Annotated in this window: 20 protein-coding genes, 1 tRNA gene and 3 pseudogenes; 13 read left to right on the top strand and 11 right to left on the bottom strand. The window is 67.4% G+C overall.

Annotated features, from left to right (window positions below; all coding sequences use genetic code 11):
* Positions 1-239: 239 nt before the first annotated feature.
* Positions 240-559: pseudogene (locus tag CIW48_RS24695) on the top strand (transposase); the annotation flags it as partial.
* A 247-nt stretch (positions 560-806) separates the two neighbouring features.
* Here CIW48_RS24695 and CIW48_RS24690 read toward each other — a convergent pair.
* Positions 807-1545 (bottom strand): annotated as a pseudogene (locus CIW48_RS24690) (IS110 family transposase); the annotation flags it as partial.
* A 90-nt stretch (positions 1546-1635) separates the two neighbouring features.
* Here CIW48_RS24690 and CIW48_RS24685 point away from each other — a divergent pair.
* Positions 1636-2084 (top strand): annotated as a pseudogene (locus CIW48_RS24685) (IS5 family transposase); the annotation flags it as partial.
* A 311-nt stretch (positions 2085-2395) separates the two neighbouring features.
* Positions 2396-2467 (top strand) — tRNA-Thr (locus tag CIW48_RS24680).
* 1258 nt (positions 2468-3725) lie between these two features.
* Here CIW48_RS24680 and CIW48_RS33470 read toward each other — a convergent pair.
* Positions 3726-3896, bottom strand: coding sequence for a hypothetical protein (locus tag CIW48_RS33470; protein ID WP_173009389.1), 171 nt, complete (start codon positions 3894-3896; stop codon positions 3726-3728).
* Positions 3897-3988: 92 nt separating this feature from the next.
* On the opposite strand from CIW48_RS33470, the gene CIW48_RS24675 reads away from it, so the two are divergent.
* The gene (locus CIW48_RS24675; RefSeq protein ID WP_149313110.1) at positions 3989-4489 is read left to right on the top strand and encodes a hypothetical protein; all 501 of its coding nucleotides are present in this window, start codon (positions 3989-3991) and stop codon (positions 4487-4489) included.
* 1372 nt (positions 4490-5861) lie between these two features.
* Here the strand turns inward: CIW48_RS24675 and CIW48_RS24670 are convergent.
* Complete coding sequence (locus CIW48_RS24670) at positions 5862-6149, bottom strand: hypothetical protein (protein ID WP_149313109.1); 288 nt, start codon at positions 6147-6149, stop codon at positions 5862-5864.
* A 351-nt stretch (positions 6150-6500) separates the two neighbouring features.
* Here CIW48_RS24670 and CIW48_RS24665 point away from each other — a divergent pair, with 351 nt between their 5' ends.
* Entirely contained in the window at positions 6501-6911 is a 411-nt protein-coding gene (locus CIW48_RS24665; RefSeq protein ID WP_149313108.1) for a cupin domain-containing protein, read from the top strand.
* A 127-nt stretch (positions 6912-7038) separates the two neighbouring features.
* Here the strand turns inward: CIW48_RS24665 and CIW48_RS24660 are convergent, their stop codons facing one another.
* Positions 7039-7617, bottom strand: a complete 579-nt coding sequence (locus CIW48_RS24660; protein ID WP_173009388.1) for a transglycosylase SLT domain-containing protein — start codon at positions 7615-7617, stop codon at positions 7039-7041.
* A gap of 701 nt (positions 7618-8318) precedes the next feature.
* On the opposite strand from CIW48_RS24660, the gene CIW48_RS24655 reads away from it, so the two are divergent.
* From CIW48_RS24655 to CIW48_RS24640, 4 genes are all read left to right on the top strand, one after another.
* Positions 8319-8534 carry a hypothetical protein gene (locus CIW48_RS24655; protein ID WP_149313106.1) on the top strand — a complete coding sequence of 72 codons (216 nt, stop codon included), beginning with the start codon at positions 8319-8321 and terminating at the stop codon, positions 8532-8534.
* 235 nt (positions 8535-8769) lie between these two features.
* Positions 8770-9021: a hypothetical protein gene (locus CIW48_RS24650; protein WP_149313105.1), complete on the top strand. Its 252-nt coding sequence runs from the start codon at positions 8770-8772 to the stop codon at positions 9019-9021.
* 542 nt (positions 9022-9563) lie between these two features.
* Positions 9564-10118 (top strand): DUF2721 domain-containing protein, encoded by a 555-nt coding sequence (locus CIW48_RS24645; RefSeq protein WP_149313104.1) that lies wholly within the window; start codon positions 9564-9566, stop codon positions 10116-10118.
* Positions 10119-11072: 954 nt separating this feature from the next.
* Complete coding sequence (locus CIW48_RS24640; protein ID WP_149313138.1) at positions 11073-11372, top strand: hypothetical protein; 300 nt, start codon at positions 11073-11075, stop codon at positions 11370-11372.
* Positions 11373-11982: 610 nt separating this feature from the next.
* On the opposite strand, the gene CIW48_RS24630 is transcribed toward CIW48_RS24640, so the two are convergent.
* From CIW48_RS24630 to CIW48_RS24620, 3 genes are read right to left on the bottom strand one after another with little or no spacing between them, the layout of a single operon-like run.
* A complete protein-coding gene (locus tag CIW48_RS24630) occupies positions 11983-12288 on the bottom strand; it encodes a hypothetical protein (RefSeq protein WP_149313103.1) in 306 nt (101 codons plus the stop codon).
* A gap of 5 nt (positions 12289-12293) precedes the next feature.
* Positions 12294-12506: a propionyl-CoA synthetase gene (locus CIW48_RS24625; RefSeq protein WP_149313102.1), complete on the bottom strand. Its 213-nt coding sequence runs from the start codon at positions 12504-12506 to the stop codon at positions 12294-12296.
* Between the two features lie 10 nt (positions 12507-12516).
* Positions 12517-14214: a methyl-accepting chemotaxis protein gene (locus tag CIW48_RS24620; protein WP_149313101.1), complete on the bottom strand. Its 1698-nt coding sequence runs from the start codon at positions 14212-14214 to the stop codon at positions 12517-12519.
* A 596-nt stretch (positions 14215-14810) separates the two neighbouring features.
* On the opposite strand from CIW48_RS24620, the gene CIW48_RS24615 reads away from it, so the two are divergent.
* Positions 14811-15908, top strand: coding sequence for a PAS domain-containing protein (locus CIW48_RS24615; protein WP_246695407.1), 1098 nt, complete (start codon positions 14811-14813; stop codon positions 15906-15908).
* Between the two features lie 430 nt (positions 15909-16338).
* Here the strand turns inward: CIW48_RS24615 and CIW48_RS24610 are convergent, their stop codons facing one another.
* The gene (locus CIW48_RS24610) at positions 16339-16530 is read right to left on the bottom strand and encodes a hypothetical protein (protein WP_091788366.1); all 192 of its coding nucleotides are present in this window, start codon (positions 16528-16530) and stop codon (positions 16339-16341) included.
* A 14-nt stretch (positions 16531-16544) separates the two neighbouring features.
* Positions 16545-17363, bottom strand: a complete 819-nt coding sequence (locus CIW48_RS24605) for a universal stress protein (RefSeq protein ID WP_149313100.1) — start codon at positions 17361-17363, stop codon at positions 16545-16547.
* Between the two features lie 550 nt (positions 17364-17913).
* On the opposite strand from CIW48_RS24605, the gene CIW48_RS24600 reads away from it, so the two are divergent.
* From CIW48_RS24600 to CIW48_RS24590, 3 genes are all read left to right on the top strand, one after another.
* Positions 17914-18126, top strand: a complete 213-nt coding sequence (locus CIW48_RS24600) for a hypothetical protein (RefSeq protein WP_149313099.1) — start codon at positions 17914-17916, stop codon at positions 18124-18126.
* Between the two features lie 90 nt (positions 18127-18216).
* The gene (gene mgtA / locus CIW48_RS24595) at positions 18217-20871 is read left to right on the top strand and encodes a magnesium-translocating P-type ATPase (protein ID WP_149313098.1); all 2655 of its coding nucleotides are present in this window, start codon (positions 18217-18219) and stop codon (positions 20869-20871) included.
* Positions 20872-20891: 20 nt separating this feature from the next.
* On the top strand, positions 20892-22472 hold the full coding sequence (locus CIW48_RS24590; protein WP_149313097.1) for an AAA family ATPase: 1581 nt from the start codon (positions 20892-20894) through the stop codon (positions 22470-22472).
* Here the strand turns inward: CIW48_RS24590 and CIW48_RS24585 are convergent.
* Together CIW48_RS24585 and CIW48_RS24580 are read right to left on the bottom strand one after the other, a co-directional pair.
* A complete protein-coding gene (locus CIW48_RS24585) occupies positions 22435-23616 on the bottom strand; it encodes an acetate/propionate family kinase (RefSeq protein ID WP_149313096.1) in 1182 nt (393 codons plus the stop codon). The genes CIW48_RS24590 and CIW48_RS24585 overlap by 38 nt on opposite strands.
* Complete coding sequence (locus tag CIW48_RS24580; RefSeq protein WP_149313095.1) at positions 23616-23825, bottom strand: hypothetical protein; 210 nt, start codon at positions 23823-23825, stop codon at positions 23616-23618. The genes CIW48_RS24585 and CIW48_RS24580 overlap by 1 nt, the downstream gene beginning before the upstream one ends.
* Between the last annotated feature and the right edge of the window lie 103 nt (positions 23826-23928).

Below are 23928 nucleotides of genomic sequence, written 5' to 3'. Positions count from 1 at the left end.
TACGATAGACCCTAGATCCTACAAGCGAATTTGTTCCTATGAATTAGATTTATTGTTGCTTATGCTTGAAGGGTTGACCGACAAGGTCGGCTTTAATCCGGCCGGGTAACCCCCCCGTCTGGACATTTCGGCATAAACACAAAGCCTAAGGCGTGACCTTGCTCCATCTTCTAGGATCTGTCGTCGCTTGAACCATCTGGTGCAGCGTGCGTTTTTTGCCTCCGATCTATGGAGAGCGGATGCTGAGCGACGCACAATGGGCCATTCTCGAACCGCTGGTTGTGGCCTGTCGGCCGAAGGCGAAGACGCCCCGCAAGACCTGCAGCGCACGCACTCGGCAATCCTGTGGCGACATCAGAACGGCGCCAAGTGGCGCGCGATCCCGCAAGACTTGGGGCTGTGGTGGCGTGAGGCACAGATCTTCATCCGGTGGTCGCGCAGCGGCGTATGGGAACAACTACTCGGCCTCGTGCAGGAGCGCGGCGTTCAGTTGGGCATGGTGTTCCTCGATGGCACCAACATGCGTGCGCATCAGAAGGCGGCCGGAGCCGAGAAACGTATGGCCCGCCCCGTTCGCAAGTGGCTCGGATCCGCTTGTCTGTGCAGTTCGCATAAACGTATCCGGCCTTCCGGCAGCGCCGTTGGCCAAGATGGAGATCCGCGCGTCCTGGGCCTCATAAAGGGATCGGCGTCGAGCGCCATTTTTGCGGAGCGGCTTCCAAAACACCGGTCGACTGTCAGGCCATCTTCCTCTCACCGCCCGCAGACATCGGATAGCTGGCGCGTCCGCGCCAGCCGAACTCGGATCAGGCGGCTACGGCCGCCGGCTCGTAGACCCTCCCGTGGCGCAGCAGCGCCCAGACGATGCGCGCCATCTTGGCCTAGGGCGACCACCGCCGTGTTGACGTTTGACCGCGCCAGCAGCCTGCGCAGCCACTGCCCTAGATGGGTGTCGCTCCGGCTCAGCGAGGGCAGCGCGGGGCGGGCGCCCTGGACCAGCGTCTTGCGCAGGTACTTGCTGCCGCGCTTGGTGATGCCGACGAGCCGAGGCTTCCCGCCGGTCGTCACCTGCCGCGGTACGAGACCGAGCCAAGCCGCCAGATCGCGCCAGCGGGCGAAGTTGGCCACGTCGCCGATGGCCGCCACCAGCGCGGTCGCGTTGAGTGCGCCGATGCCCGGAATCGTGGTCAGCCGACGAGCGTCCTCGTTGATGCGGGCCTGTTCGGCGAACTCGGCGTCGAGCGCGGCGAAGCGCCGGTCGAGATCCTGCCAGCGTTCGCGCACCTCGGCCACGAGGGTGCGCATGCGCGGTGTAAGCGACGCGCCCGCGTCCGTGTCCAGCAACGCGGCCAGGCAAGCGGTGAGCTTGGCGCGCCCCTGCGCCACCACGTGGCCACGCTCCAGCAGGACGGAACGGATCTGGTTGGTCAGCGCCGTGCGCTCGCCCACGAGCTGGTCGCGCACCCGGTGCAGGGTCTGCACGTCGAGCTGCGCCTTGGACTTGAGTGCCACGAAGCGCATCGTCGGGCGTGTGGCCGCCTCGGCGAACCGCGATTGTCATTGTCCTGTTCCCTTCCTCATCTCGGCTTTCCTGCAAGCCTAGCAGCGCAGCCCGATGAGGGACGGGCCATCCATAAAGGGGGATCTGGGGCCGAGCGAGACGATCGTGAGGCTCTTGGCCGCTCGCGTGGCGGATTTGGCACCAAGGCTTGCGTGATCGCCGACGGCGCAGGCCGCGCGATCGCCTTCCGGATCGGACCGGGGCAGGCCCATGAACTGTCCCACGCGCTGCACTTGCTCGACGAACTGCCGAGCGTTCCGCGATGGGTCGTCGCGGATTGGGGCTACTCCAGTCATCGCTTCCGGCAGCACGTCCGAGATGCCGGTGCAAAGCCCGCTATCCCGTCCAAGCGCCACGAGGGTCCCGCGCGCTGCCCGGACTGGATCTACACCAACCGCAACATCGTCGAACGCCTCTGGGCCCGCCTCAAGGAGTGGCGGGCCGTTGCCACGCGCTACGAGAAGGCCGCCGCCGGCTTCGCGGCGTCCTCTGCCTCGCCGCCGCCATCGATCACCTCAAGTGACGACAAGCCCTACTGATTGCCGGCCGCTCCATGTCGCTCGGATTAGCGCTGCATCCGCAGTATCGCCACTGAGGGCAAGCGAGAGTCGCCTGCCGAAGGTTGGGCGTCGTGATTACGGACTGTGCCGACTCCTGTGCCGACTCCCAATTCTGCTCGGGAGCCGACCTGTTGCGCTCATTCGAAGGATGACGCGAACGAGTGGTGAACGGAATGTGCCGAGTCTTGTGCCTTGACGAAGCGCCCTCAAACGTAGTCAAAGGCGGCCCTGACGCACCGAAACCACCAATTTTCTCAACGGTTTCAGAGCGCCTGCCGGTGTAGCACAGCGGTAGTGCAGCGGTTTTGTAAACCGAAGGTCGGGAGTTCGATCCTCTCCACCGGCACCGCTTGACCAGCATTTTGTGTCGCCCGTGGAGGAGCTTAAGGGTCTCTGAGGCGTGTCCCAGGCGTGACTTTGGATACACCCTTGGCTCGAAAGTTCCTCGACGCCGGATGGCCGGTGGTAAAAATCCGCTCCGTCGCTGATTTCAAGGGCGATGTGACCTGACCGGTATTTTGGACCGAGCGCCCCTCGCGACGCCAGATGCCCTCCTGGTGAGCTTGTCGAACCATGGACCCGGTCCTTGGCCACCCGCGAGCCGGCTGCCTGCGGCAGCGCGATGACACGGCCATAGCCGTAGCACCCGTACTTGGACGCCAGGGTGATGACGGCGCGGCCTTTGTCTTCGCTTCATCCCCAACTCCTCCGATCCAGGCTGATCCCCTCAATCAGCCCGCTTCAAAGCCGGCCGGTCAGGCTAGCGACTTGCCCGCTTAAAAGGACTTCCCGGACGGATTCTCAGATGTGATGCGCGGGCGGATGCCGGGGCGGCCTTAATGCCCTGCCGGGCGACGAGATCACCGTGAGCCTCTTTGCGGGGCCGAGGGCGTCCTCTGGGCGTGACACCCCCTTAAGATGTTGGCGGGTGCGCGGGACGCGGCAGCAGGCCGCAGGATATCGGAACCACTCCGGGCTCCTCAGGGTTTGTGCCCATACGCCCGATCCCGAACCGCCCGTTGGACAGAGTGCCTATGAGTGCGCCTGTAAAGCCGTTCCTTGGCCTGATAGCCGCCTTCGCGGGTGGAGTTGCTATGACGGTCGCCTTCATTGGCCGTCCGTCCACCGCACCGGAACCAGAGGCCGCGTCTAAGCCTGCAAAGATCGCTGCGCTTGAGACCCCGCCACGCCATTCTGATGAACATCCTGCGACAGGCACGCAGCCACCATCCGGCGCGAATGGCTGGGTTGATCCTATTAAGCGAGGCTCGGAGGCGCACCCCACACGCACATCTCTGCCTCCGCTTGTGTTTCATCTGGATGAGAAGGCGGATCACGCGAAGAACGCCTTGTCGCAGGAGGGTGCGCAGGATGGAGCACGACAAGCTCAGCGTTCCATTGTGGCCCAGGTTTCCCCACCTCCTCGGCCGTCCCTGTCAGAGCTGAAGGCGAAGCCGGAGGCATCGAGTCGCCCCGTCCTAGCCGCAAAGCCGATTGAACGGCCTGCAACATCGAAGCCCTCGGACGACCTAGCAGCCCGCAAGACACAGGCTCACCAAGTCACGGCAAGGCTAAGCCATAAGCATGAAACTGCGCGCGTAGCCTCAAACGATGACGCCGAGGACGATAAGAGCCCCGCAGTGGAGCGGCAGGTTCGCCGTGTCTATGTTCCGAACCGTAGCTATGGCTATCCGGCAGAACAGCCTTATGGACGCCGCTATGTCGAACTCTCTGACCGTTATGAGCGTGATGTAGACGATCAGCCAAAACAGCACCGGGAGGAGATGACATCGACTCAGACCAATGGCGTCATGCGTTGGCTTGTGGAACGTTGAAGCTCCTTAGCCCACAACGGACAGGGACTGGCATGGCAAAATTTAGGGCACTGCTGATTGGCACGGTCGCCATTATGGCTGTTTCACCCTCATACGCCGCTGATCCCCAGGAGATGAAAGAGCGCACCGCGTTTATCGCTGACCGATATCTCCAAATCTGGTCCTCAAGCAATGTGAACCCGGTGGCGGGCGTGCCCTACATGTATGGGCGAACGGTCCTCTTCTATGGGAAGCCCTACACCCAGGCGGACCTACAGGCGGAAAAGCAACGGGCCATCTCGCAGTGGCCTGTCAGGCACTATGTGCACCGCCCCGGCACCCTGCGGGTCATCTGCAACACTGCTGCTCGGAAGTGTGCAGCCCGCTCCACCATCGATTTCACCGTGGCTAATCCCAAGCGCGGGACACGAAAGAGCGGATCGGCCAAGTTCGACCTCGGGGTCAGCTTCGCGGGCCCCCATCCCGTCATACTCTACGAAGGCGGCAGCCTGAACAGGCGACGCTCCTCCGAGAACGCAGAGGGGAACGGCTAGTCGCTTCAAGTGTCACGCCAGGTGTCTCGTGCGCCCTTGAGCGCAGATATCCCCCACTATAGAATAGTCATCTAGGGCGTCATGCCGCCTCATTCGACTCTTTTCACCGGAGCCATATCGATCACTTGCCCAGCCTCGTTTTCCTCCTGGCCGCCACTTGCGTCGGCCCGCCAAGGTGAGGGCCGAGCCAGTACGCTGGGCGGTGGCCTGTAGAAGGCACGAGTGGCGTGCCTGAGGCGTGGACATCATCCGGCAAAGCTCGCTCGCTACTGCCGAGTTTGTCGGCGGCCTAAGCCCCCGCTGGCCGTCCGCGCCCGCCCACAGACTGCCCCTCAACCGTCGGGCGGGCGTGGATGCCGCCTCTTGCCGATGCCCCAGGAAACCGCCGGCATCGCGCGTGAGGGCATCAAATGAGAGCGAACCGCCAAGTTTCGTCGTCCTATCTTTGACGCGTCGATATCGCTCGACCTCCACGCCCACCTGCCTGGTGGGCCCCTCAAGCCGTCAACGGGCGGGCGTGGATGCCTGAATGTCCGATCGGCTTCTCGCGTAAGTGAGAGATCACCCGATCCGAGCCACGATAGCGTTGATGGGTGGGCCTCACCTCCCGACCTCCGTGCCCGCCCAATGCCCTCCTCCAGATGCGCGGGCGGGCGTGGAGGGAGGTGCCAGGGCGACGCCCGCATCGCGGTCGGCAGCGGCAGGTCTGTCCGACCGGCCAGAGCCTCACAGAGGCGGCCGCTCCTTAACGCAAGCCATTGATACGGAAGCGCCGCGAGCTACCCTGACGGAGGACGCACACTGCGCGACGTGGGACGATGATGAGACGCGCGACGGTCAGGTGGCTCATAGCGGTGCTCGCGGGATCGGTGAGCCTTCCTGCCGAGGCTCAGCGCGGTCGGGCTCATAGGGCGGCGCCGCGTGCAAAGACCGAAGCCCCACCGTTCGGTTACCCCCGTCTGCCGACCACGACGCTGCGGCCTGCGGATGACGGCATCATCCATTGGAATACGCCGAACAAGGACGGCAATCTCGGCGGTCCCGGGACGGGCGGAAGTGGCGGCGGCGGAGGCTGATCGACTCCGCCTCTGCCATTGGCCGCAGGTCGTTCTGCACCAGGCGGCCGATGAGATCCCGATGGCGGAGGGATCGGGCCCAGGAACAGGCTCGCGAGCCACGGGGTTGCCCGGTCAGCTCATGGAGTAAGACATGCTGACTGGTAGCCTGCTGTGGCTCTTAGGGGTGCCGATCCCCGTCCTGATCCTGATCTGGTTCTTCTTCCTGCGGGGACGATAGCGCCCAGCACGTCACAGAGAAGCCCGCGCCGGCGGACCGGGCGGGCTTGCTCGGATCAGCTTGGCTGGGGAAGCAGTCAGAAGCCGCCGCGGCGCCCATATCCATAACCGCGGCCATAGCCATGACCGTAGCCGCGCCCATAGCCGTAGCCGCGACCACGGAAGCGGGGGCCACCATAGCCGCGGTGACCGTAACCGTAGCGCGGCCCGAAGCGCGGTCCGCCGTAGCCATACTGGATCTCTTGCACGGCAGTCGCGGCCTCAGGAACGGCCCCGATGCCGATCTGAGCCGCGGATGCCTGGACAGGTGCGAGAAACATGCTGGCTGCGAACAGCCCAGCCGTCAGTGTCGGTACCTTGAGCAAACGCTTTCTCCTGGCCACATCCGCGGGCATGCGGCGCTGGCTTGGGTAAACCCGACAGCGTCTCACACCGTTCCCGTTTGCCTCGCCTTCCCCCTCTTCCGTCCGCGGTCCTGCATGAGGGGCGCGGAAGAGGTTGCCGCGGGCCGATGTCGGGCCCTGGATCTCGGGTGGCTCAGTAAATTGCTGCGCCGCTCTGTCACGATGACAGTCTTTTCCCCTTCCGGCTGGCGCGGAGCCGGAGCAAGATGCGTCCGCAAACAGATTTGCCAGAGCCGCTGAAGCGGTCGTCATTGGCTGCGACTTGCGGTGCGCGGATGGCTTCTATCTCCGGCGCGCGAGCGGAGGGAGTGCATGTTAAGCAGGAGAATCTTCACCGGCTGCGCGATCTGCGCGGCGATTGGCTTGGTGGCAGATGACGCGGCGGCACAGACGCCGAGCGGCATCAAGCGGACGATCACCTCACGGATCGACGGCCCGGTCCCAGGCTACGAGACCGTTCAAGTGATCGTCGATGTCGAGCCGAACGTCGTCATCGATTGGCACACCCATCCCGGCACCGAGGCGGGCTACGCACTGGAAGGCATGAGCGAGCTGCAGGTCAAGGACAGGGCGACGCAGATGTTGAAGCCCGGCTCCTCCTGGGTGACCGCGCCAGAAACCCCGCACGCGCTCAAGAATGGTGCGCAGGCGACCAAGCTGTTCGTCACCTTCACGGTGCAGAAGGGGAAGCCCCTCGCAACACCGGTTGCGGCGCCGACATAAGCCTCGCTGCTCGACGCGGTTGCCGGAGGCGGAGGTTCATTCCGCCTTCGCCCTCCGCCGCCCGCGGTTCCGTCGGACGTTGCCGACGCGGTTGCTGGTGGCCGAGGCCGCGAGTCGGCGCGCGCACTTACCAGTCGTTCCGGGCGCCGGGCTCGGCGACGGCGAACCTGTCGCCGCCTTGTCGCCAGTCGTCCGCGGACCGACCGGTGATTTTCGCGACGTAGGCTCTGGTCTCCTGCGGCAGCGCTGAGCGCCCCGCGAGCCAGTTCCGCACGCGCTGCGGGCCCGCGTTGTAGGCGGCGGCTGCCAAGCCCAAGCTACCGAAGACGGCCCGCTGTTCGCACAGATACTCTGCGGCCTTCGGTATGGCCTCAAACGGATCGAAGGGATCGACCAAGCCGCGTTCCGTCGCGGTTGCCGGCATGAACTGCGCGACGCCCTGTGCGCCCGTACGGCTGACGGCGCGGTGATCGAGTCCACTCTCCTGCTGGAGGAGACGCAGAAAGAAGTCGATCGGCAGGCCGCGGGCCTCGGCTGTGTGCGCGATGAAATCCCGCAACCTCTGCTTGTCACCGTAGAAGGTCTTCAGCCAAGTGTCCTGGAGCGTGCCGAGAAGCGGAGGAAGCCCTTCTGGCTCGCGCGTGGCTCTCAGGTTGTTCCGGATGAGATTGGCCGTCGCGCCTTCGAGAGCCATGAGCGTCACCATGCTCGGAGCCCGTGACGCCGGACCGGAATTGGCAAGGCCTGACGAGACCATCTCGGGTTCGGGCCGCGACGGAACAATCGCACCGGTGGCGCCGAGAACGAGGGCACTCAGCAGGACGGCCGATCTGGTGCTGGCCCGGACCAATCTGCGCGCGTTCCGACGAAAGGCGCTGCGGTGAGCCCGAGCCCTGAATGCATGCACGCTGATCGTCGACAGCTCCTGCATTCTGCCCTGATGCACGTGCTCCCGGGACCTGTCCACGGTCCTGTCGCCCTGGAACAGGTTGATTTATCGCATTTCAGAGCATGAAAACAATTTTCGTGCAAGATTGACCCAAGGGCCTGTCTGCGAATCCTGTTATCTTCGGTGAAATGATGCGTGTGTGTCGGGCCTGCCAGAAACGCTTTACCCTCCCTCCGCGCCGGCGATCATCCGTCCCCTCCGAAGCACGACATTCTTGACGTGATTGCCGGCCGCCGGGGTGCGGCTGTGCGTGTCTGGACCCGGCGGCTGCACGGCGACGCGCACCGAGCCGGTGTTCTCGACACGCAGGCCGCCCACGGGACCGACTTTCCCATCGCGGCCGGAACCGATCCGCCGCTCGCGTGTCTACCGGATATCCCCATCACAGAAGACACCTATGCCCGCCCGGTCCCACGCCGCAGCGGGCCTTTTGCCTTGGGTCGATCAGGAATAATGTTTTGGCACGTTTTACAGTTTCATACGCAATCAGAGCGGGTGAAATCACCACACAACACGAAACCACAAGGTCTGCCTTGGAAGAAGCGCGCGAATATCTTCGAAAGGGCTACCGCGACGTGTCTCTGACAGACCTCGGAACGGGAAGGCGCAGCAGCGCGCGCGAGATCAAGAAGAGCCTTGATCGTGTTGATGAGTTCTACCGTGATGGCTGGTGACCCCGGTGCGCGGGCACCCTTGCGCCATTCTGGATCGGCGCGGGCTTTGCGCGTGCGTCGACGGCGTCCGTCACCCTGTTCAGGGACGTGTCGCTGAACGGGGTGCGGATGAGGGCTCTCGGTTTCGGGGAACAGGCCACCGACTCGTGGGTCTACGAAACAGATCCTCTAGCGCGGCCTATTTCCCCCACGCTCGGTTCGCTCGGGGGGGCTATTGGCAGCGGAGCCTCCAGTTATGGAAGCGTACCCGTGGACTGACAGCCCGCATATCTCCGAGCTGTTGAGGCTTCTCAGCGATCCTCCATGCCTGCCCGGATTGAGGCAGGAGGAAGCCCTCTTCCAGAGACTTATCGCGCTCGAAGAAGAAGCGGCACGCTCGGATGTGCCGGAGGCCACGCGCAAACTGATTGCAAATGTCCGGCGCACGGCTGGTAAAGCGGCGCTTGCCCTGGGGCCGCCTGTTGCTGAGTGCATTCGCGGTGACTGACGGCCAGGGTGGCGGGCTATCAGAGGCCGGGATGCCCCGAGACGGGTTTCCGACACAGCCTCAGACCGCCCGGCTCGACGCCGGAACGGGCTCCGCTTGAGCCGACATACGCCCCGCCCATCCGCGCGATCCAGGGCGCGCGGTCGTCCTGGTGGGCGATCTTCGCACTGATCTTCGCCATGCCTCGGAGCGTCGATAACGCCGCTCTCAGGCCCCGGTACGGTCCGGCTCTCTCGTCACCGGGAGGATTGTTGCGGCTGGAAAACGTCATGTCCGCGCGGTGCCGCATTCTCCCGCGCGCCACGCGGGAGCGGGCCGATATCCGCGGGTCCGCCTCAGTCCCGGACCGTTAGGCGAAGCCCTGAATGATGACGGACGGGCGCCCCGGCACGCCGGATCGGTCGCCATCCGCGATGGCGCGGTCGCGCGGCTGACGAAGGTCGAGCAATCCGCCGTCCTTATCCGCGCCAGGTTGGAGGGCACGCACCGATGCCGGCCGCCTGTTCATGGTTTGACATGGGATATACCCGGCCGAAGGCGGGTTGACCCTACGCGATGACAGCGTTTGGGGCACTATGGATTTAGATCTTGCCAATATCCTGAAGGTGATCGGGCCAGCGGCCTCGATTATTTTTGCCGCATGGATCTTCATGGGCTTTCTGCAGGCCCGCTACGATTCTGCCATCGATCGCTATCGCGACCTGATCGACAGATACCGGACTTCCGAATTGTCCGGAAGCCGCAAGGCGAACATGAGAGATCAAATCATTTGCTACAAGCAACGTTGCGAATTGATGGGTCGAGCAAATATCCTCGGGCTCATATCCGCCATCTTATTGATATTGACACTGATTGCAGGCGAGATGGCACTTGCCCTGCCGGGGATCCCGGTCTTGAAATTTGCCAGTGCCGGTTTCGCGTTGCTGGGCTTTTTTCTTGTCATCGCCGCCACGATTGTCGTGATTCTGGAGGGACGGATCACGCACCGGCAAATTTACAGCGAGTTGCTGGACGTTCCGGATCTGGCACAGGGCATAGGTGAGGAGGCCGGGGACATCGGTGACCCGAAGCGCGGCAGCCGTTCCCCTCCGCGGTAGAAGCCCGACACACCATTTCCACGCAGAGCCGGCGAGGCTCGCGACCCGTCGATTGCTTGGCGCCCCCGCTGCGACGTCACTCACCCTGCAGCGTTTCGCTGCGGGCGGCGGGGCCGGTATTCCTCCGCGCCCGGTGAGCCACGCCTGGGCTGATCGAGCCGGTGGTGACCGGGACCCTCCGTCAGTTCGGCATCCGGCGACACGCCTTCCATGGTCCCGGGCGCCGGGAGGGAGCCCGCCGTCGAACCGGGTCGGGAACCGAGTTCTCGGAACTGGGCGGTCTCCACGGCACGGCGCACATCGCCTTCGCTCACACGGCCCTGAAGATAGGGCGCAACGTCAGCGGGCCGTCCACGCTTTGCGCAAATGCGGAGACCGACCCCATGCCAAGAATGAGAGCGGCGCCTGCGGCTACAGAAAGAATGTTCATGAGAAATCCAAAATTGTTCTGATGGTTATGGCAGAACATATTTGAACGAGTGTCCTATTTCGGCCGCGCCTCACCGTCCCGCCAGACTTTTGTGAGTAAAAATACCATTGAACAGGATAAAAACGCTAAAGTACAAGTGCAACACATAGAACAAAGATGAAGCTCATCGCCCTGGCCTCCGTTGGAAGCGGCACGACGTGCGGCCGGGTTCGGAGGGGGTAGCGGGAAGCTTGGAAATCCGCAGCCGAGACGGGTCGGCAGGACGATCGGCCTCCGCGGGACCGTGCCATTCGGCTCCCATGGTCCTGCGGGTTCGGTCGCCCACCGTGTTGGACTGAGGCCGGGATCTCGGCCGCTGCAATGATGCGGCCGGTCAGCTCGATATTCTGGCCGCAGAAGTTCGGTTTCGTACAGAACTCATGAGGCCAAGACGGGTTGTCCCATTATATCCGTCAGATCGTTTTCGGGCGCGATCGCTATCGCAACCGTTTCGGGTGCGTATTTTCCAGATCAAGAAGGCTAACATGCGCTATCTAACAACGGCATTTGTCGCACTGATACCTCTGTCGCTCATGGGCAGCGCGTCCGCTCAGTCGCCGGCCATGCTCGGGCCGGACGGCGAGGCTCCGGGCACCACCGGCACCATCATCCAAGGCCAGCCCAACACGACAGGCAGCGTTCGTGACGTGATCATCGCACCGGGCGCCACCGGGGCTGAAACCATCACCACGAACTCGGCGGCCGGCGGCAATGCCAGTCACCCCGAGCGGGCGGTGCCGAATGGCAGTGCTGGCGGCGGTAACGCGGCCCAGGGCGGCGGCTAGGACCAACGCGCTCGCTCGAGCCGGTCGGCAACGCGAGAACGCCGGCATGCCCGCTTGCGATCAAGCCAACAGATCCAAGCGGTTCGGCTCTGCTGAGCGGCGGGTGCTCGCGATCGCGAACGCGCAGCGGTTCCGCGCCCTGTCATAGCGGGCGGCGCATGACGGCAGCCGGAGGCGAGAGCTCCGCACAGTCAATGTCGGGGCCGCCGTGCGCAGCATCCTTCGGCAGGCCAAGCGGTATATCTTGGTCTCCCGCATCGCCAGGGAGGCTCTGACGGAGGGGTCGTAGGGCTCTTGCCCGGGATCGCCGATCCAGGAGCCGCTACCTGCATCGGTGCGGATCCCTTTCAGCATCGACTTTGGCCGATCGGTTTGATCCCGGGGTCTGAGGGTGCAGACCTCACACCTGCGTGCAGGGTCGCGCGATCGCTTTCCGCCGACACACCCTGCTGCCGCTCGATGCGTGTCTTGATGCCCTCCAGGCCGCCATCCGCGCCCAGGCCTCATCCGAGAGCCAGAACAGCCCGGCCAGCGCAAACGTCCTGAGCCGGAAACCTCGAACGCAGCAAGTAGAATTAGGTGACGGAAGATGGCCGTGCGAGCCCCCTGGCTAGAGCTTCCGGTCCTCGGCGAGCCGAAGAAACTCCTCGACCTTCGCGACGTTGCGCTCCGCCAGAGTGAGGATCTTCTCGGCCGCGGACAGGACCTCGGGTTCGGCAGCCAGCCTTTCGTCCGGCGTTTCCAGCACGCGCCTGAGGCCGCCGGCCAACGCCCGCATCGCCGCCGCGCTCTGACGGATCTGCGCGACCCGGGGGCCGATATCCTCGCCTGCGTCGAGGCGCTGCCGCAGGTTGAGCAGCATCGAACGGGCATCCGCCGCGCCCGGAACGGCGCCGAGTGGGATGATGTCGGCCATGGCGGTCACGCCTGTCCGACCGGGCGCGGCCCGCCGCGCCGGTGACCCGGCACGGCCTGTTCCGGGCGTCCCGCCCTGGACGGGATGCCGGCCGGGCAACGAGCCCGCGCGATCACGCCGGTCCCGGTTTCGAGGACCGGGACGCCGAGGCTCGCCAGCATGGCCCGCCCGACGGCGCGGGCCAGCCTCATGGCGTCGGTGTCCGCCTTCCTCTTCATCAGGGACTCCTCAGGCCGCCCGCACGGTGGCGAGGAAGCGGGTCATCTCCGCCGAGAGTTGCTCGGCGTGCCGCGACAACTCACCGGACGACGACAGGACCTGGGTCGCCGCGGCGCCGGTGTCCTCCGAGGCTTGCGCGACGCCGGCGATGTTGCTCGTCACCTCCGCGGTGCCCGTGGCCGCCTGCGCGACGTTGCGCACGATCTCCTGGGTCGCCGCGCCCTGCTGCTCGACGGCGGCGGCGATGCTGGCGGCTACCGTATTGATCTCGCGGATGCGCCCCGTGATCGAGCCGATGGCCGAGACCGCTTGGCCCGTCACGCCCTGGATGCGGCCGATTTGGCCGCCGATCTCGTCCGTCGCCCGGGCCGTCTGGGATGCGAGTTCCTTGACCTCGGCGGCGACCACGGCGAATCCCTTGCCGGCCTCGCCGGCCCGCGCCGCCTCGATGGTCGCGTTCAGCGCCAGCAGGTTGGTCTGGCCGGCGATGGCCGAGATCATCGCGACGACGTCGCCGATCTTCGCCACGGCGGCGGTGAGTTCCTCGACGAGCCGTGCCGTCTGGTCAGCCTCTCCGACCGCGGCCTGCGCGAGGGAGGCCGATCCCTGCACCTGACGGCCGATCTCCTGGACCGAACTCCCCAGTTCTTCCGAAGCCGCCGCGACGGTGCCGACGTTCGACGCCGCCTGCTCGGCGGCCGCCGCCACGGTCGTGGACTGCGTGGCCGTCTCGGTCGCCGTTGCCGTCATCGTCGCGGCGGTGGCTTGCAACTCCGTCGCGGAGGCCGAGACCATGCCGACGATGCCGCCGACGGCGCGCTCGAAGCCGTCCGCGAGATCGACCATGGTGCGGCGGCGTTCGGCCACGGCCGCCTCGTCGGCGATGCGCTTGGTCTGTGCTTCCTCGGCGGCCTTCCGGGCGACCATGGACTTGATGCCCTCCACCGCCTTGCCGACCTGGCCGATCTCGTCGCGCCGGGCCGCTTCCGCGATGTCGGCGTCGATGTCACCCTTGGCCATGCGCTGCAGGACGGAGACCAAGTTCTTCAAGGGCCGTGCGAGGCCGAAATGGACGATGGCGAACGCGCCGGCCAACGCCGCGAGCAAGCCGGCGACCGCGGCCGTGACGAGGACAATCGTCGCCCGCTCGGCGCTCGCCTGGGCCTCGCTCTTCGCCCTGGCGAGCTCGGCCGTCAGGTTGTCGATGCGCGGCTGGACGAACTCGCGCACCTTGTTGCGGGCGGCAAGACCTTCGACAAGGACGATCTTTCTTGCCGCCTCGGCATCCTGGTTGAGGATCGCCGCGTTCGCGCGGTCTACGACGCTGAAATAGGCTTCGACGATCTCGCGCAGCTTCTGGTTGATCGCGCGCCGTTCGGGCGAGTTCGACAGCGCGATCAACTTATCGACCGCGCTGTAGGCCTTCTTCACGGCGTCATCATAGCGTGACTTGAAGTTGGCTCGTTCCGAAGCGCGGTCATCGATCAGGATGTTGCGGTTCTGAACCGTGGCCTCGGTCACGTTGATGCGGACATTGAGGATGTTCTCAAGCCGCGCGGATTGTACGTCGACGATGTGCTGGGTCTTCTCGCTCAGCTCGTCGAACACGCCATGCGCGCGATACACGAGCCAACCTGCGACGGCCGCCACCAGCAGCAGAGGTATCGTGATCTTGGTAACAATCTTGAGATCGGAAAGGCGCGTCATTTATTGTTCCCCCCACTGATTTAAAACTCTGCCGCCGCGCCATTTAAACATCCGTTGCTTGCGAATTAAATTTCCGCTGCATATTTCTGGGATAAGACGGGTTATCTGTCTTTGGGCGGTGAGACGGTACGTGTCGCGGGCCCGCCGCGAGGCGCTAACCGGCGGCACGGCCGGGTTGCGCGGCGGATGCCGGGTTCTCCCCGGGTCCGCCCCGGTTGGATGCGCGTTCCCGGCTATCGGAATCTCGAGCCGATTGTTGAAAGACGGGCACAATTGCGGGCTTCTCGATCGTATTTCATGTCTTTCCGGCGCTCAGTCCTCGAAGCTCGATCGAAGTGGAATGCTTTGTTTCACCCCCGGCGCCGCCGGCACAGGCATGGGCCCCGCCGTTACCGAAACCAGAACTCGGCCGTCGCGCGAATCGCGTGCAGTCACTGACACCGCGTCCTGGCCGCATCATCGGCATCTCTTAACTGACAAAGATCGTCGAATGTCAGTCAAATTGGTGCAGATTCTGTCTCCTTAACGCTTGCAGCACCACGATGATGGCATGCGGTCTACCACTCCATTCGGCGCTGGCGACGGGGGGCGAGGCGATGCCGACACGTGCACTGATGCGTCCGCAGGCGAAGGCGGAGGTCGCCGCCGCCCCGCGCGGTTTCTCTTCGCGCCACTATCTGAAGCTGATCGAGGATACGGGAAAAATCGGCTTCTGGTCGGCGGACCTTCGCTCCGAGCGGCTGGACGCGTCGCCGGGCCTGTACCGGATCCTGGGCCTCGACCCGGCCTCCGAAATGACCTTCGGCTTCGGGCTCGACATGATCCATCCGGAGGACCAAGCCGCGCACGGTGACCAGATCGCTGTGCTCCGCGCCGGTCAGCCGGTCAGCCGGGAGTTTCGCATCATCCGGCCGGACCGAACCCAGCGCTGGCTTCTGCACCATGCCGAGGTCATGCTCGGCGCGGATGGGCGCCCGAACCAGGGCATGGGTGTCGTGTTCGACGTCACGGCACAGCATGAGACCAAGAACGCCCTCATGCAGCGGCATGACCGTCTGAACGCGCTGATCGCCGCGACGGCCTCGGTGTTCTGGGTCAACAAGGCCAACGGCGAGCCCAGCGAGATGCCGCAGTGGATGGCGCTGACCGGCCAGTCCTACGCGCAGATGCAGGGTCTGGGCTGGCTTGACGCCGTCCATCCGGAGGACCGCTCCCGCACGCTCGCGGCTTGGACCACGGCGGTTGAGCACACCGCGCCCTACAACACCGACTATCGCGTCCTGTGCGCGGACGGGATCTACCGCTGGTTCAACGCGCGCGGCGCGCCGGTGCTGAACAAGGACGGCTCAGTCCGCGAATGGGTCGGGGTCTGCCTTAACGTGCCGGGACGGACCCGTTACGGGACCCCGCCGCCGGAGGCCGCGATGCCGCAGGTGGCCGCGAAGGCGATGCCTGCCGAGGAATCCCTGATCCCGAGCCAGATCCGGGCGGCCCGCGCCATCACCGGGTTGTCGAAGGAGGAACTCGCCGCGTTGGCCAACGTCTCGGTCTCGACCCTCAACCGGCTGGAGGATCCCGATTCGGCGGTCCGGTCGCGCTCGGAAACGCTGCTCGCCGTGCGCCGTGCCCTGGAGGAAGCGGGAGTCGAGTTCACCTTCGAGGCCGGCAAGAAGCCCGGTATCCGCGAGGCGTGACGGCGCCCACCATGCGCTCTGCGTGCGGCCGCACGCGGCCGCTTCTCCGGCCTGGAGCCTGCCGTCTCCATTTGCACCGCCGCCCGCGGGCGCTTCACCCCCTTGTCGGGGATGAGTCTCGGGAACATCATGCTGCCGGTTCAGGCGTGCCCTACCCAGATCTGGTCTGCCGGACGGGCCAGAGACCGTGAGCCCCGGTGTTTGACGCGTTGAACCACTTCTCGGAGACGCTCTGACGGCGTCGTGCGACGCCTGCCACACGACCGGCGGCGTCTCCGCCACACCGGTCCGGACGCCCGCCCCTCTGCCCTTCACGAACCGGCTTTTCCAATCCAGCGCGCAGGAACAGCGCCAGCAGGCGAGTGCGGTGCGATACGGCCCGGTCGTCTCCGACGGCGCGGCGGCCGGCGCAATCCGGATCCGCCGTCGATCAGGGCACGATCTCCGGCGGCATTCCGCCCGGGATGCCGAGCGGCTCGTTCGGGGGTGGAACGTCGTCCGGCTCGGTTGCGGGCACGCCCATGGGCTCCGGGAGCGGGGTCTGCGCCGGCTCCGGCGTCCACGCGGGAGAGGGCAGCGGGAAGCCTTGGTCAGGATCGCCGGGGTTGCCTGGATTGGCCATCGGTATCCCTCCCGTCAGTGGCTCATCAGGCTGCAGACCGATGCTTCGGCGAGGAGGTCACGGGTCACCCCGCCGAAGAACCATTCCCGCAGGCGACTGTAGCCATAGGCGCCGGTCACGATCAGGTCCGCATCGGCCTCGACCGCCGCCCTCTGGAGTGCCGCGGCGGCCGTCCAGCCCGAGGGCGCGATCCGGCGGGGTGTCGCCTTCACATCGTGGAGGGCGAGATACCGGGCAACGTCCTCGATCTCGGCCTGGTCCTCGTCCTCGGTCACGCGCACCACCTGGACCGCCTCCGCGCGCCTGAGCAGCGGCATCGCGTCGGACACTGCCCGGCGCGTCTGCGGCGTGTTCTTCCACCCGATGACGACCTGTTTCGCCTCGACGCGCTCGACGCCGGGCGGAACGACCAGCACCGGACGGCCCAGCCGCATCAGCGCGTCGCCGAGGTCGACCGCCGCGCCGAGGGACGCGCCCTCGTTCTTGGCGTAGCGACCGACGACGACGAGGTCTGCGGCCCGCGCCTGCTGCTCCAAGAATCGCACGGGATGGTCAAGGTCCGACCGCCACTCGACGCGGTCGCATCGGCTCGCAGCCTCGCGGAACACCTGCTCGAAATCTCCGAGCGTGGCGAGGGCGACCTGACGGATCTCCTCGATGGCCGTCCCCATGGGCACGGCCGTCTCGCCGTATCCCCGAGGATAGTCCGGCTGGCATGCGGCGGCGCCGACGAGCCGCGTGCCGAGGCGATGCGCGACGTCCGCGGCGAGCCGCACCCGCTGTGCGGCGTGCAGCCCGTCGTCAACTGCGACCATGATGCTGGCATAAGACATGGGAAGGTCCTGCGACGGAGAACGATGAACCCTGTCCACCGTGCGTCCGCCGTGGGTGCGCGACCTTGATCCATCTCAAGTCCAGGACAGAGCCGTGAGCGAGCGATGATTGCGGCGCTGCCCCCCCTCCGAACCGCAGATCAGCTCATCGGGACGAGTTTCGGAGAGGACGGTCGGCCTGGATACGCCGAGGATGCGGCATGCCGCCCCTCCCGGCACGGCGCGAGCGTCACTGTGCAGCACCTGCCTGCGGGCGAGGATCTTCGGAAGTCTCGTGCGCGACCCCTCTGGAGCCTGGTGTGCCGCCGACGGGCCGGCGGCGACTCCCTGCCGGAATGGCGATCGGCATGAGCCTGCCATCCCGCAACGTCACAGGCTCGGATGTCCGCGCGCGGCCGCCCCGGCTGTCACGCGGTCAGTCCGGGGCTAGAGCCGGATGCGCGCAGCGCCGGCTCCCGGTTGATCTAGCGCAAGGCATACCGAGCCTCCCTGCAACACCGTTCGGATGACAAGGGCGCCGCTCGCGCCGCGCCGGTGGAGAGAGCGCAGGATGCGCACCATCGACAATCAGCCGGAGGACCTCCTCCTCAACGGGTGGAGCCTCGTGCTCGGCACCGGCCTGATCGCGGCGCCCTGGGCGCTCGGTTTTCAGCAATCCGCGGGGGCGAGGGGGGCGCCTGTGAGCGTCGGCGCCGCGCCGATCAGCGCGGCGCGTTCCGAACTCTGGCGCCTGAGCGGATCTCCGTCGGCCCATGAGGTCTGAACGGTTTCGCGCGCCCAGCCGGCACGCCGCGGAGATCGCGGTGGGCATGGATTCAACGGTGCCCGGAGCGGGCTCAGGATCGAGGTCCGGATGATCGTCGCGCCGTCCGAGCTTCCTCCGTCGCCGTCATGGACGCAGCGCCTTCGTTGGCCGCTTCGTCCGGCGCGTGCCAGTACGCATCCAATCCCAGCCCAGGTCCCGGATTTCTGGACAGCGACCCCTGAGGCCCTGGCCGCGACGCTCGGCTGCGCAACCAGCGGCCTCTCGACCGCGGAGGCCGATCACCGCCTGATCCGATATGGCGCGAATGTCGACGCGCCTGACGCCGTCGCGACCCGTCTCGGGGCGATCCTGCGGCGGATCCTCGAGCCCCTCTCGTTGATCCTGCTGGTGGCCGCGCTGGTCTCGGCCGTGTCCGGAGACTGGATTGGCGGCGCGATCATCGCGTCCATCCTCGCGCTGTCCATCGGACTCGATACCGTTCAGGAGGGGCACGCGCTCAGGGCCGCGGAGGCCCTGCGCCGCTCGGTCGCCCTCAAGGCGGAGGTCCGCCGCGACGGCGTCTATACGACGATCCCGGTGGAGGACGTCGTGCCGGGCGACCTCATCCGCGTCAGGGCCGGCGACATCGTCCCGGCCGACGCCCTCATCGTCGAGAGCAACGCCTTCACGGCCGCGGAAGCGGCGCTGACCGGCGAGCCCTATCCGGTGGAGAAGCGGCCTGGCGCCATCGCCGCCGCGAACGCTGCGGAGGCCTCCAACGCCTTGTTCCGCGGTGCGGTGGCGCAGACCGGGGAGGCAGTCGCGCTGGTCGCCGCCACGGGCCGGGCCACGATGTTCGGCGCGGCCGCCGCGGCCCTCGGGGCGGAGCCGGAAGCGTCGCCGTTCCAGCGGGACCTGCGCGCGTTCGGTCTGGTGGTCGCCCGGATGACGATCGCCCTCGTCGTCGCGGTTCTGGCCTTCCGGGTCGCCTTCGGCCGTCCCGTCCTCGATTCGCTGCTCTTCGCAGTGGCCCTGGCGGTCGGGCTCACCCCCGAACTTCTGCCGATGATCACCACCGTGACCCTGTCCCGCGGCGCGCTGCGCATGGCCAAGCGCAAGGTGATCGTGAAGCGGCTCGCGGCCATCCACGATCTCGGCGCGATGACGATCCTGTGCACCGACAAGACCGGCACCCTGACCGCCGCGGAGATCGCCCTGACCCAGAGCCTCGACGGGGCCGGCCGCGACGATCCGCGGGCCGCCCGGCTCGCCGCCATCGCGGCCGATCTCGGCGGCGACCGCGGTTCGCTCGATGCTGCCCTCGTCGGTGCCGCTCCGGACGCTGCCGCCGGCTGGCGGCTCACAGGCCGCCGCGCCTTCGACTTCGCCCGGCGCTCCGGCTCGGTCCGGGCGGAGGGGCCGGAGGGTGCGGTCCTGATCGTGAAGGGCGCGCCGGAGACGGTGCTGCCGCTCTGCGTGCGCCGACGTGCGGGCGACGCCCAACGGCCGATGACGGAGGCGGAGCGCGCGGAAGCGCTCGACCGCGTCCGGGCGCTCGCCGGGGACGGCTTGCGCAGCATCGCGGTGGCCTCGCGCACCGGCTCGACCGGCGCCGCGGAGACGGACGAGAGGGATCTGGTCCTGGAAGGTTTCTGCGCCTTCGCGGATCCGCCCAAGGCGACCGCCGCGGCCGCCGTCGCCCGCCTCGCGGCGGCGGGCGTGCGCGTGAAGATCCTGTCCGGGGACGATCCGGTCGTGGTGCACCGCCTTGCCGGCCTCGTCGGCCTCGCGGGCGAGACCACCCTGTCCGGGGCCGAGGTCGCCGCGCTCAGCGACGAGGCCCTCGCCGTGCGCGTGCGCGCGGTCGATGCGTTCGGGCGCCTCACCCCCGACCAGAAAGTGCGCGTGGTGCGCGCGCTCAAGGCCGACGGCGCCGTGGTGGGGTTCCTCGGCGATGGCATCAACGATGCGCCCGCCCTCCGGCAGGCGGATATCGGCTTGTCGGTGGAGGGCGCCACCGGCGTCGCCCAGGCGGCGGCCGACATGATCCTGCTCGCCCCCGATCTGGAGGTCGTGGCCGACGGCGTGGCGGAGGGGCGCCGGACCTTCGCCAACATCCTGAAATACGTCCGCATGGGCGCGAGCTCGAATTTCGGCAACATGCTGTCCATGGCCGCGGCCTCGGTGGCCCTGCCGTTCCTGCCGATGCTCCCGACTCAGATCCTCTTGAACAACCTGCTCTACGACCTCTCCGAGGTCGGCATCCCCTTCGACGGGGTGCGGCCGGAGGCCAGTGCCCAGCCGCAGATCTGGGACATGGGACGCCTCGTGCGTTTCGCCTCCGTGATGGGCCTTCTGTCGTCCGTGTTCGACCTCCTGACCTTCGCGCTCCTGCTGGTCGTCTTCGGCGCGGCGCCGGAGACATTCCGCACGGCCTGGTTCCTGGAATCGATGGCGACGCAGATCCTCGTGATCTTCGTCATCCGCACCAACGGGCGGCCCTGGCGCGACCGGCCCACCGCCGCGCTCGCGGTGTCCTCGCTCGCCGCCCTCACGGTCGCCCTCGCGCTGCCGTTCACGCCCGTGGGACACTGGTTCGGCTTCACGCCGCCGCCGGGCCCCGTCCTCCTGGCGATCCTGGCGATCACGGTGACCTATCTGGTCCTGGCCGAGCTGGTGAAGCCCTTCGCGCTCGGCGGCCGCGCCGCGCCCGGACGGGGTCCCATCCTGCCGATGTCGCGGCGTCGATCCAGACTGGCATGACCCAACAGGGGATCGCTCCGATGCCGTACGAAGACCAGAACGCCGTCGTGACGTTCCTGAAGCGGGCGCTGGCGGAGGCGGGGCCGGTGGAGACCGTAACCACCCACATTTCCCGCCTCTTCCTGGCGGGGGATCGCGTGCTCAAGCTGAAGCGTGCGGTGCGCTTCCCCTATCTCGATTTCTCGACCCCCGCGCGGCGCCTCGCCGCTTGCACGGCCGAGGTTGCGCTCAACAGCCGGACCGCGCCGGCGCTCTACCGCGGCGCGCGCCGGATCACCCGCGAACCGAATGGCGCCCTGACCTTCGACGGGGTCGGAGACCTCGTGGACGCCGTCGTGGAGATGCGCCGCTTTCCGGAAGCCGACCTGTTCGACGCGATGGCGCGGGACGGGCGCCTCGGGCCGAGCCACATCGTGGATCTGGCACAGGCCCTGGCGGCCTTCCATGCCGGGGCGGAGATCCACCGCGCGCACGGCGGAGCCGCCGCCATGGCGGCCCTCGTGGAGATGAACGACGCCGCGCTCCGGGCGACTGGCCTCGTCCCGGCGGACATCGCGGAAGCCCTCGCGGTCCGGTTCCGGGCCATCCTGGCGCGGCACGTCCCACTGCTCGACGCCCGCCGCGCCGCCGGCAAGGTCCGCCGCTGCCACGGCGATCTGACGCTGCGCAACATCTGCCTGTTCGAGGGCCGGCCGACGCCGTTCGACGGCATCGAGTTCAGCGAGTCCATCGCGACGATCGACGTGCTCTACGACCTCGCCTTCGTGCTGATGGATCTCTGGCACCGCGACCGCCCCGACCTCGCCAACCTCCTGTTGAACCGCTACCTCGACGCGGCGGACGAGACCGAGGGGATCGGCCTGCTGCCGTTCCTGATGGCGACGCGCGCCGTGATCCGCGCCCACGTCACGGCGGCCCAGGCGGAGGGTGCCGAGGACGCGGCTGCCAGGACCGCGGAGGCGCGGGCCTATCTCGACCTCGCCTGCAATCTGCTTGCGGATGCCGATGCGGGCCTGCTGGCGGTCGGCGGCTTCAGCGGTTCGGGCAAGTCGAGCGTCGCCGCGGCGGCCGCGCCCTGGATTGGGCCGGCACCCGGCGCCCGCATCCTGTCGAGCGACCGGATCCGCAAGCGCCTGCACGGGGTCGGCGCCCTCACGCGCCTGCCGGACTCCGCCTACGATGCCGCAGCGTCCGAGCGCGTCTACGCGACCCTGCGGCAGGAGGCGGGCCGTGTCCTGGCCGCGGGCCATGCTGCGGTCGCGGATGCCGTGTTCGACCGTCCCGCGGAACGGGCGGCGATCGAGGCGGTGGCGCGGACATGCGGCGTGCCGTTCTGCGGCGTCTGGCTGGAGGCCCCGGCCGCGACCCTCGCGCGCCGGATCGAGGCGCGCACGGGCGACCCCTCGGACGCCACCGCCGCCATTCTGGCCGCCCAGGTCGCGCGGGGCTGCGGTCCGCTCGCATGGCAGCGCCTCGCGGCCGACCGGCCGCTGCCGGCCCTGCGCGCGGATATCCTGTCCCTCTGCAACCGCCGCGGAGCGACCGGGATGGCGGCTCCCGCGATCAGACCGGCTCCGGCAAGCCGGGCACCAAGCGATTGACCGCCCGGGCGATCGGTGCCTCCTCGTCGGCCGGAACGACGTAGACGGCGACCGCGGATTCCGCCCGGCTGATCCGCCCGCGCCCGGCGGCGTTGCAACTCTCGTCGAGGGCGACACCCGCCCAGGCCAGCCCGGCGCAGATCGCCGCCCGGACCGCGGGCGCGTTCTCGCCGATCCCGGCCGTGAACACGAGCGCGTCGAGTCCGCCGAGCGCGGCCATGAGCGATCCGGCCTCGCGCACCGCCCGGTAGGCGAACAGGGCCAGCGCTTCCGCGGCGCGCGGATCGGCGCTCGCCTGGAGCACCCGCACGTCGTCGCTGAGGCCGGAGACGCCCAGCAGCCCGGATTCCGCGTTCAGGAGGTGCGCCACGGCGTCCGGGTCCAGGCCGCGCTCGCGGATGAGGTGGAGCACCAGCCCGGGATCGACCGCGCCGGAGCGCGTGCCCATCATCAGCCCGTCGAGGGCCGTGAAGCCCATCGTGGTCGCGACGCTGCGGCGGTCCTTCAGGGCGCAGAGGCTGGCGCCGTGCCCGAGATGGGCGACGATCACCCGGCCGTCCGCCCTGTCGCCCGCGATCCGCGGCAGGGTCTCGGCGATGTGCTGGTAGGACAGGCCGTGGAAGCCGTAGCGGACGAGTCCTGCATCGGCGAGGGCATGCGGGATCGGGAAGAGCTGCGCGAGCCGAGCTTGCGTGCGGTGGAACGCTGTGTCGAAGCAGGCCACCTGGGGCAGGCTGGGCCAAGCCCGCGTCACCGCCCGGATCGCCGCGAGGTTGTGCGGCTGGTGGGCTGGCGCCAGCGGCGTGAGGCGATCGAGCGCGGCCAGCACCGCGTCATCCACGCGGACCGGCTCCGCGAAATCCGGTCCGCCATGGACCACCCGGTGCCCGGCGGCCGTCAAGGTCAGGTCGGGCGCATCGTCCAACGCGTCGAGCAGCCAGGCCACGCTCGTCTCGTGGTCGGCATGGGCGATCGCGGGAGGCGCGGCGAGGAAGGATGTGTGGGTTCCGGAGGCGTCGATCTTCGCCTCGCCGCCGATGCCCGAGACGCCGCCTCGGCACAGGGGCGTCTCGGTGCCCGCCGCGTAGAGGGCGAATTTGAGGCTCGATGAGCCGGCGTTCAGCACGAGGATCGTCGGCGTCATCAGGGGGTCCCGGCGCGATGGGCGAGGAGCTGCGCGAGAGCGCAGGTGGCCGCGTATAGCTGCGGGCTGTCGGCCCGGCTCGTCAGGATGGTCGAGACGCGGGCGCCGAGCGGGATGCCGGCTGCATCGGCGCCTGCGAAATGGATCAGCTGCTCGGCGAGCATGGTGCCCGACAGCTCTGCCGGATCTCTCACCTCCGCGTCGAGCATGCACGATCTCCTGCGATGCCGCGGAGCTTACGGCAGGGGCGGCCGCAGGCCCCTGATCCAGATCAAAGCCTGGCTACGGCCGAAGCACCTGGACCGGATGGCC

It is taken from the genome of Methylobacterium sp. P1-11 (assembly GCF_008329595.1).
Lineage (GTDB): Bacteria > Pseudomonadota > Alphaproteobacteria > Rhizobiales > Beijerinckiaceae > Methylobacterium.
The sequence above is the reverse complement of the archived record's forward strand: the minus strand, read 5'-3'. Positions and strand labels throughout refer to the sequence as shown.

What these genes read in the sequence shown, in the direction of transcription:
- CIW48_RS24650 (WP_149313105.1), top strand. Translation starts at nt 8,770, where the DNA reads ATGGAAGCGTACCCGTGGACTGACAGCCCGCATATCTCCGAGCTGTTG.
- CIW48_RS24675 (WP_149313110.1), top strand. Translation starts at nt 3,989, where the DNA reads ATGGCAAAATTTAGGGCACTGCTGATTGGCACGGTCGCCATTATGGCT.
- CIW48_RS24615 (WP_246695407.1), top strand. Translation starts at nt 14,811, where the DNA reads ATGCCGACACGTGCACTGATGCGTCCGCAGGCGAAGGCGGAGGTCGCC.
- CIW48_RS24640 (WP_149313138.1), top strand. Translation starts at nt 11,073, where the DNA reads ATGCGCTATCTAACAACGGCATTTGTCGCACTGATACCTCTGTCGCTC.
- CIW48_RS24625 (WP_149313102.1), bottom strand. Translation starts at nt 12,506, where the DNA reads ATGAAGAGGAAGGCGGACACCGACGCCATGAGGCTGGCCCGCGCCGTC.
- CIW48_RS24580 (WP_149313095.1), bottom strand. Translation starts at nt 23,825, where the DNA reads ATGCTCGACGCGGAGGTGAGAGATCCGGCAGAGCTGTCGGGCACCATG.
- CIW48_RS24620 (WP_149313101.1), bottom strand. Translation starts at nt 14,214, where the DNA reads ATGACGCGCCTTTCCGATCTCAAGATTGTTACCAAGATCACGATACCT.
- CIW48_RS24660 (WP_173009388.1), bottom strand. Translation starts at nt 7,617, where the DNA reads ATGGTGACGCTCATGGCTCTCGAAGGCGCGACGGCCAATCTCATCCGG.
- CIW48_RS24665 (WP_149313108.1), top strand. Translation starts at nt 6,501, where the DNA reads ATGTTAAGCAGGAGAATCTTCACCGGCTGCGCGATCTGCGCGGCGATT.
- mgtA (WP_149313098.1), top strand. Translation starts at nt 18,217, where the DNA reads ATGATCGTCGCGCCGTCCGAGCTTCCTCCGTCGCCGTCATGGACGCAG.
- CIW48_RS24630 (WP_149313103.1), bottom strand. Translation starts at nt 12,288, where the DNA reads ATGGCCGACATCATCCCACTCGGCGCCGTTCCGGGCGCGGCGGATGCC.
- CIW48_RS24590 (WP_149313097.1), top strand. Translation starts at nt 20,892, where the DNA reads ATGCCGTACGAAGACCAGAACGCCGTCGTGACGTTCCTGAAGCGGGCG.
- CIW48_RS24610 (WP_091788366.1), bottom strand. Translation starts at nt 16,530, where the DNA reads ATGGCCAATCCAGGCAACCCCGGCGATCCTGACCAAGGCTTCCCGCTG.
- CIW48_RS24600 (WP_149313099.1), top strand. Translation starts at nt 17,914, where the DNA reads ATGCGCACCATCGACAATCAGCCGGAGGACCTCCTCCTCAACGGGTGG.
- CIW48_RS24585 (WP_149313096.1), bottom strand. Translation starts at nt 23,616, where the DNA reads ATGACGCCGACGATCCTCGTGCTGAACGCCGGCTCATCGAGCCTCAAA.
- CIW48_RS24605 (WP_149313100.1), bottom strand. Translation starts at nt 17,363, where the DNA reads ATGTCTTATGCCAGCATCATGGTCGCAGTTGACGACGGGCTGCACGCC.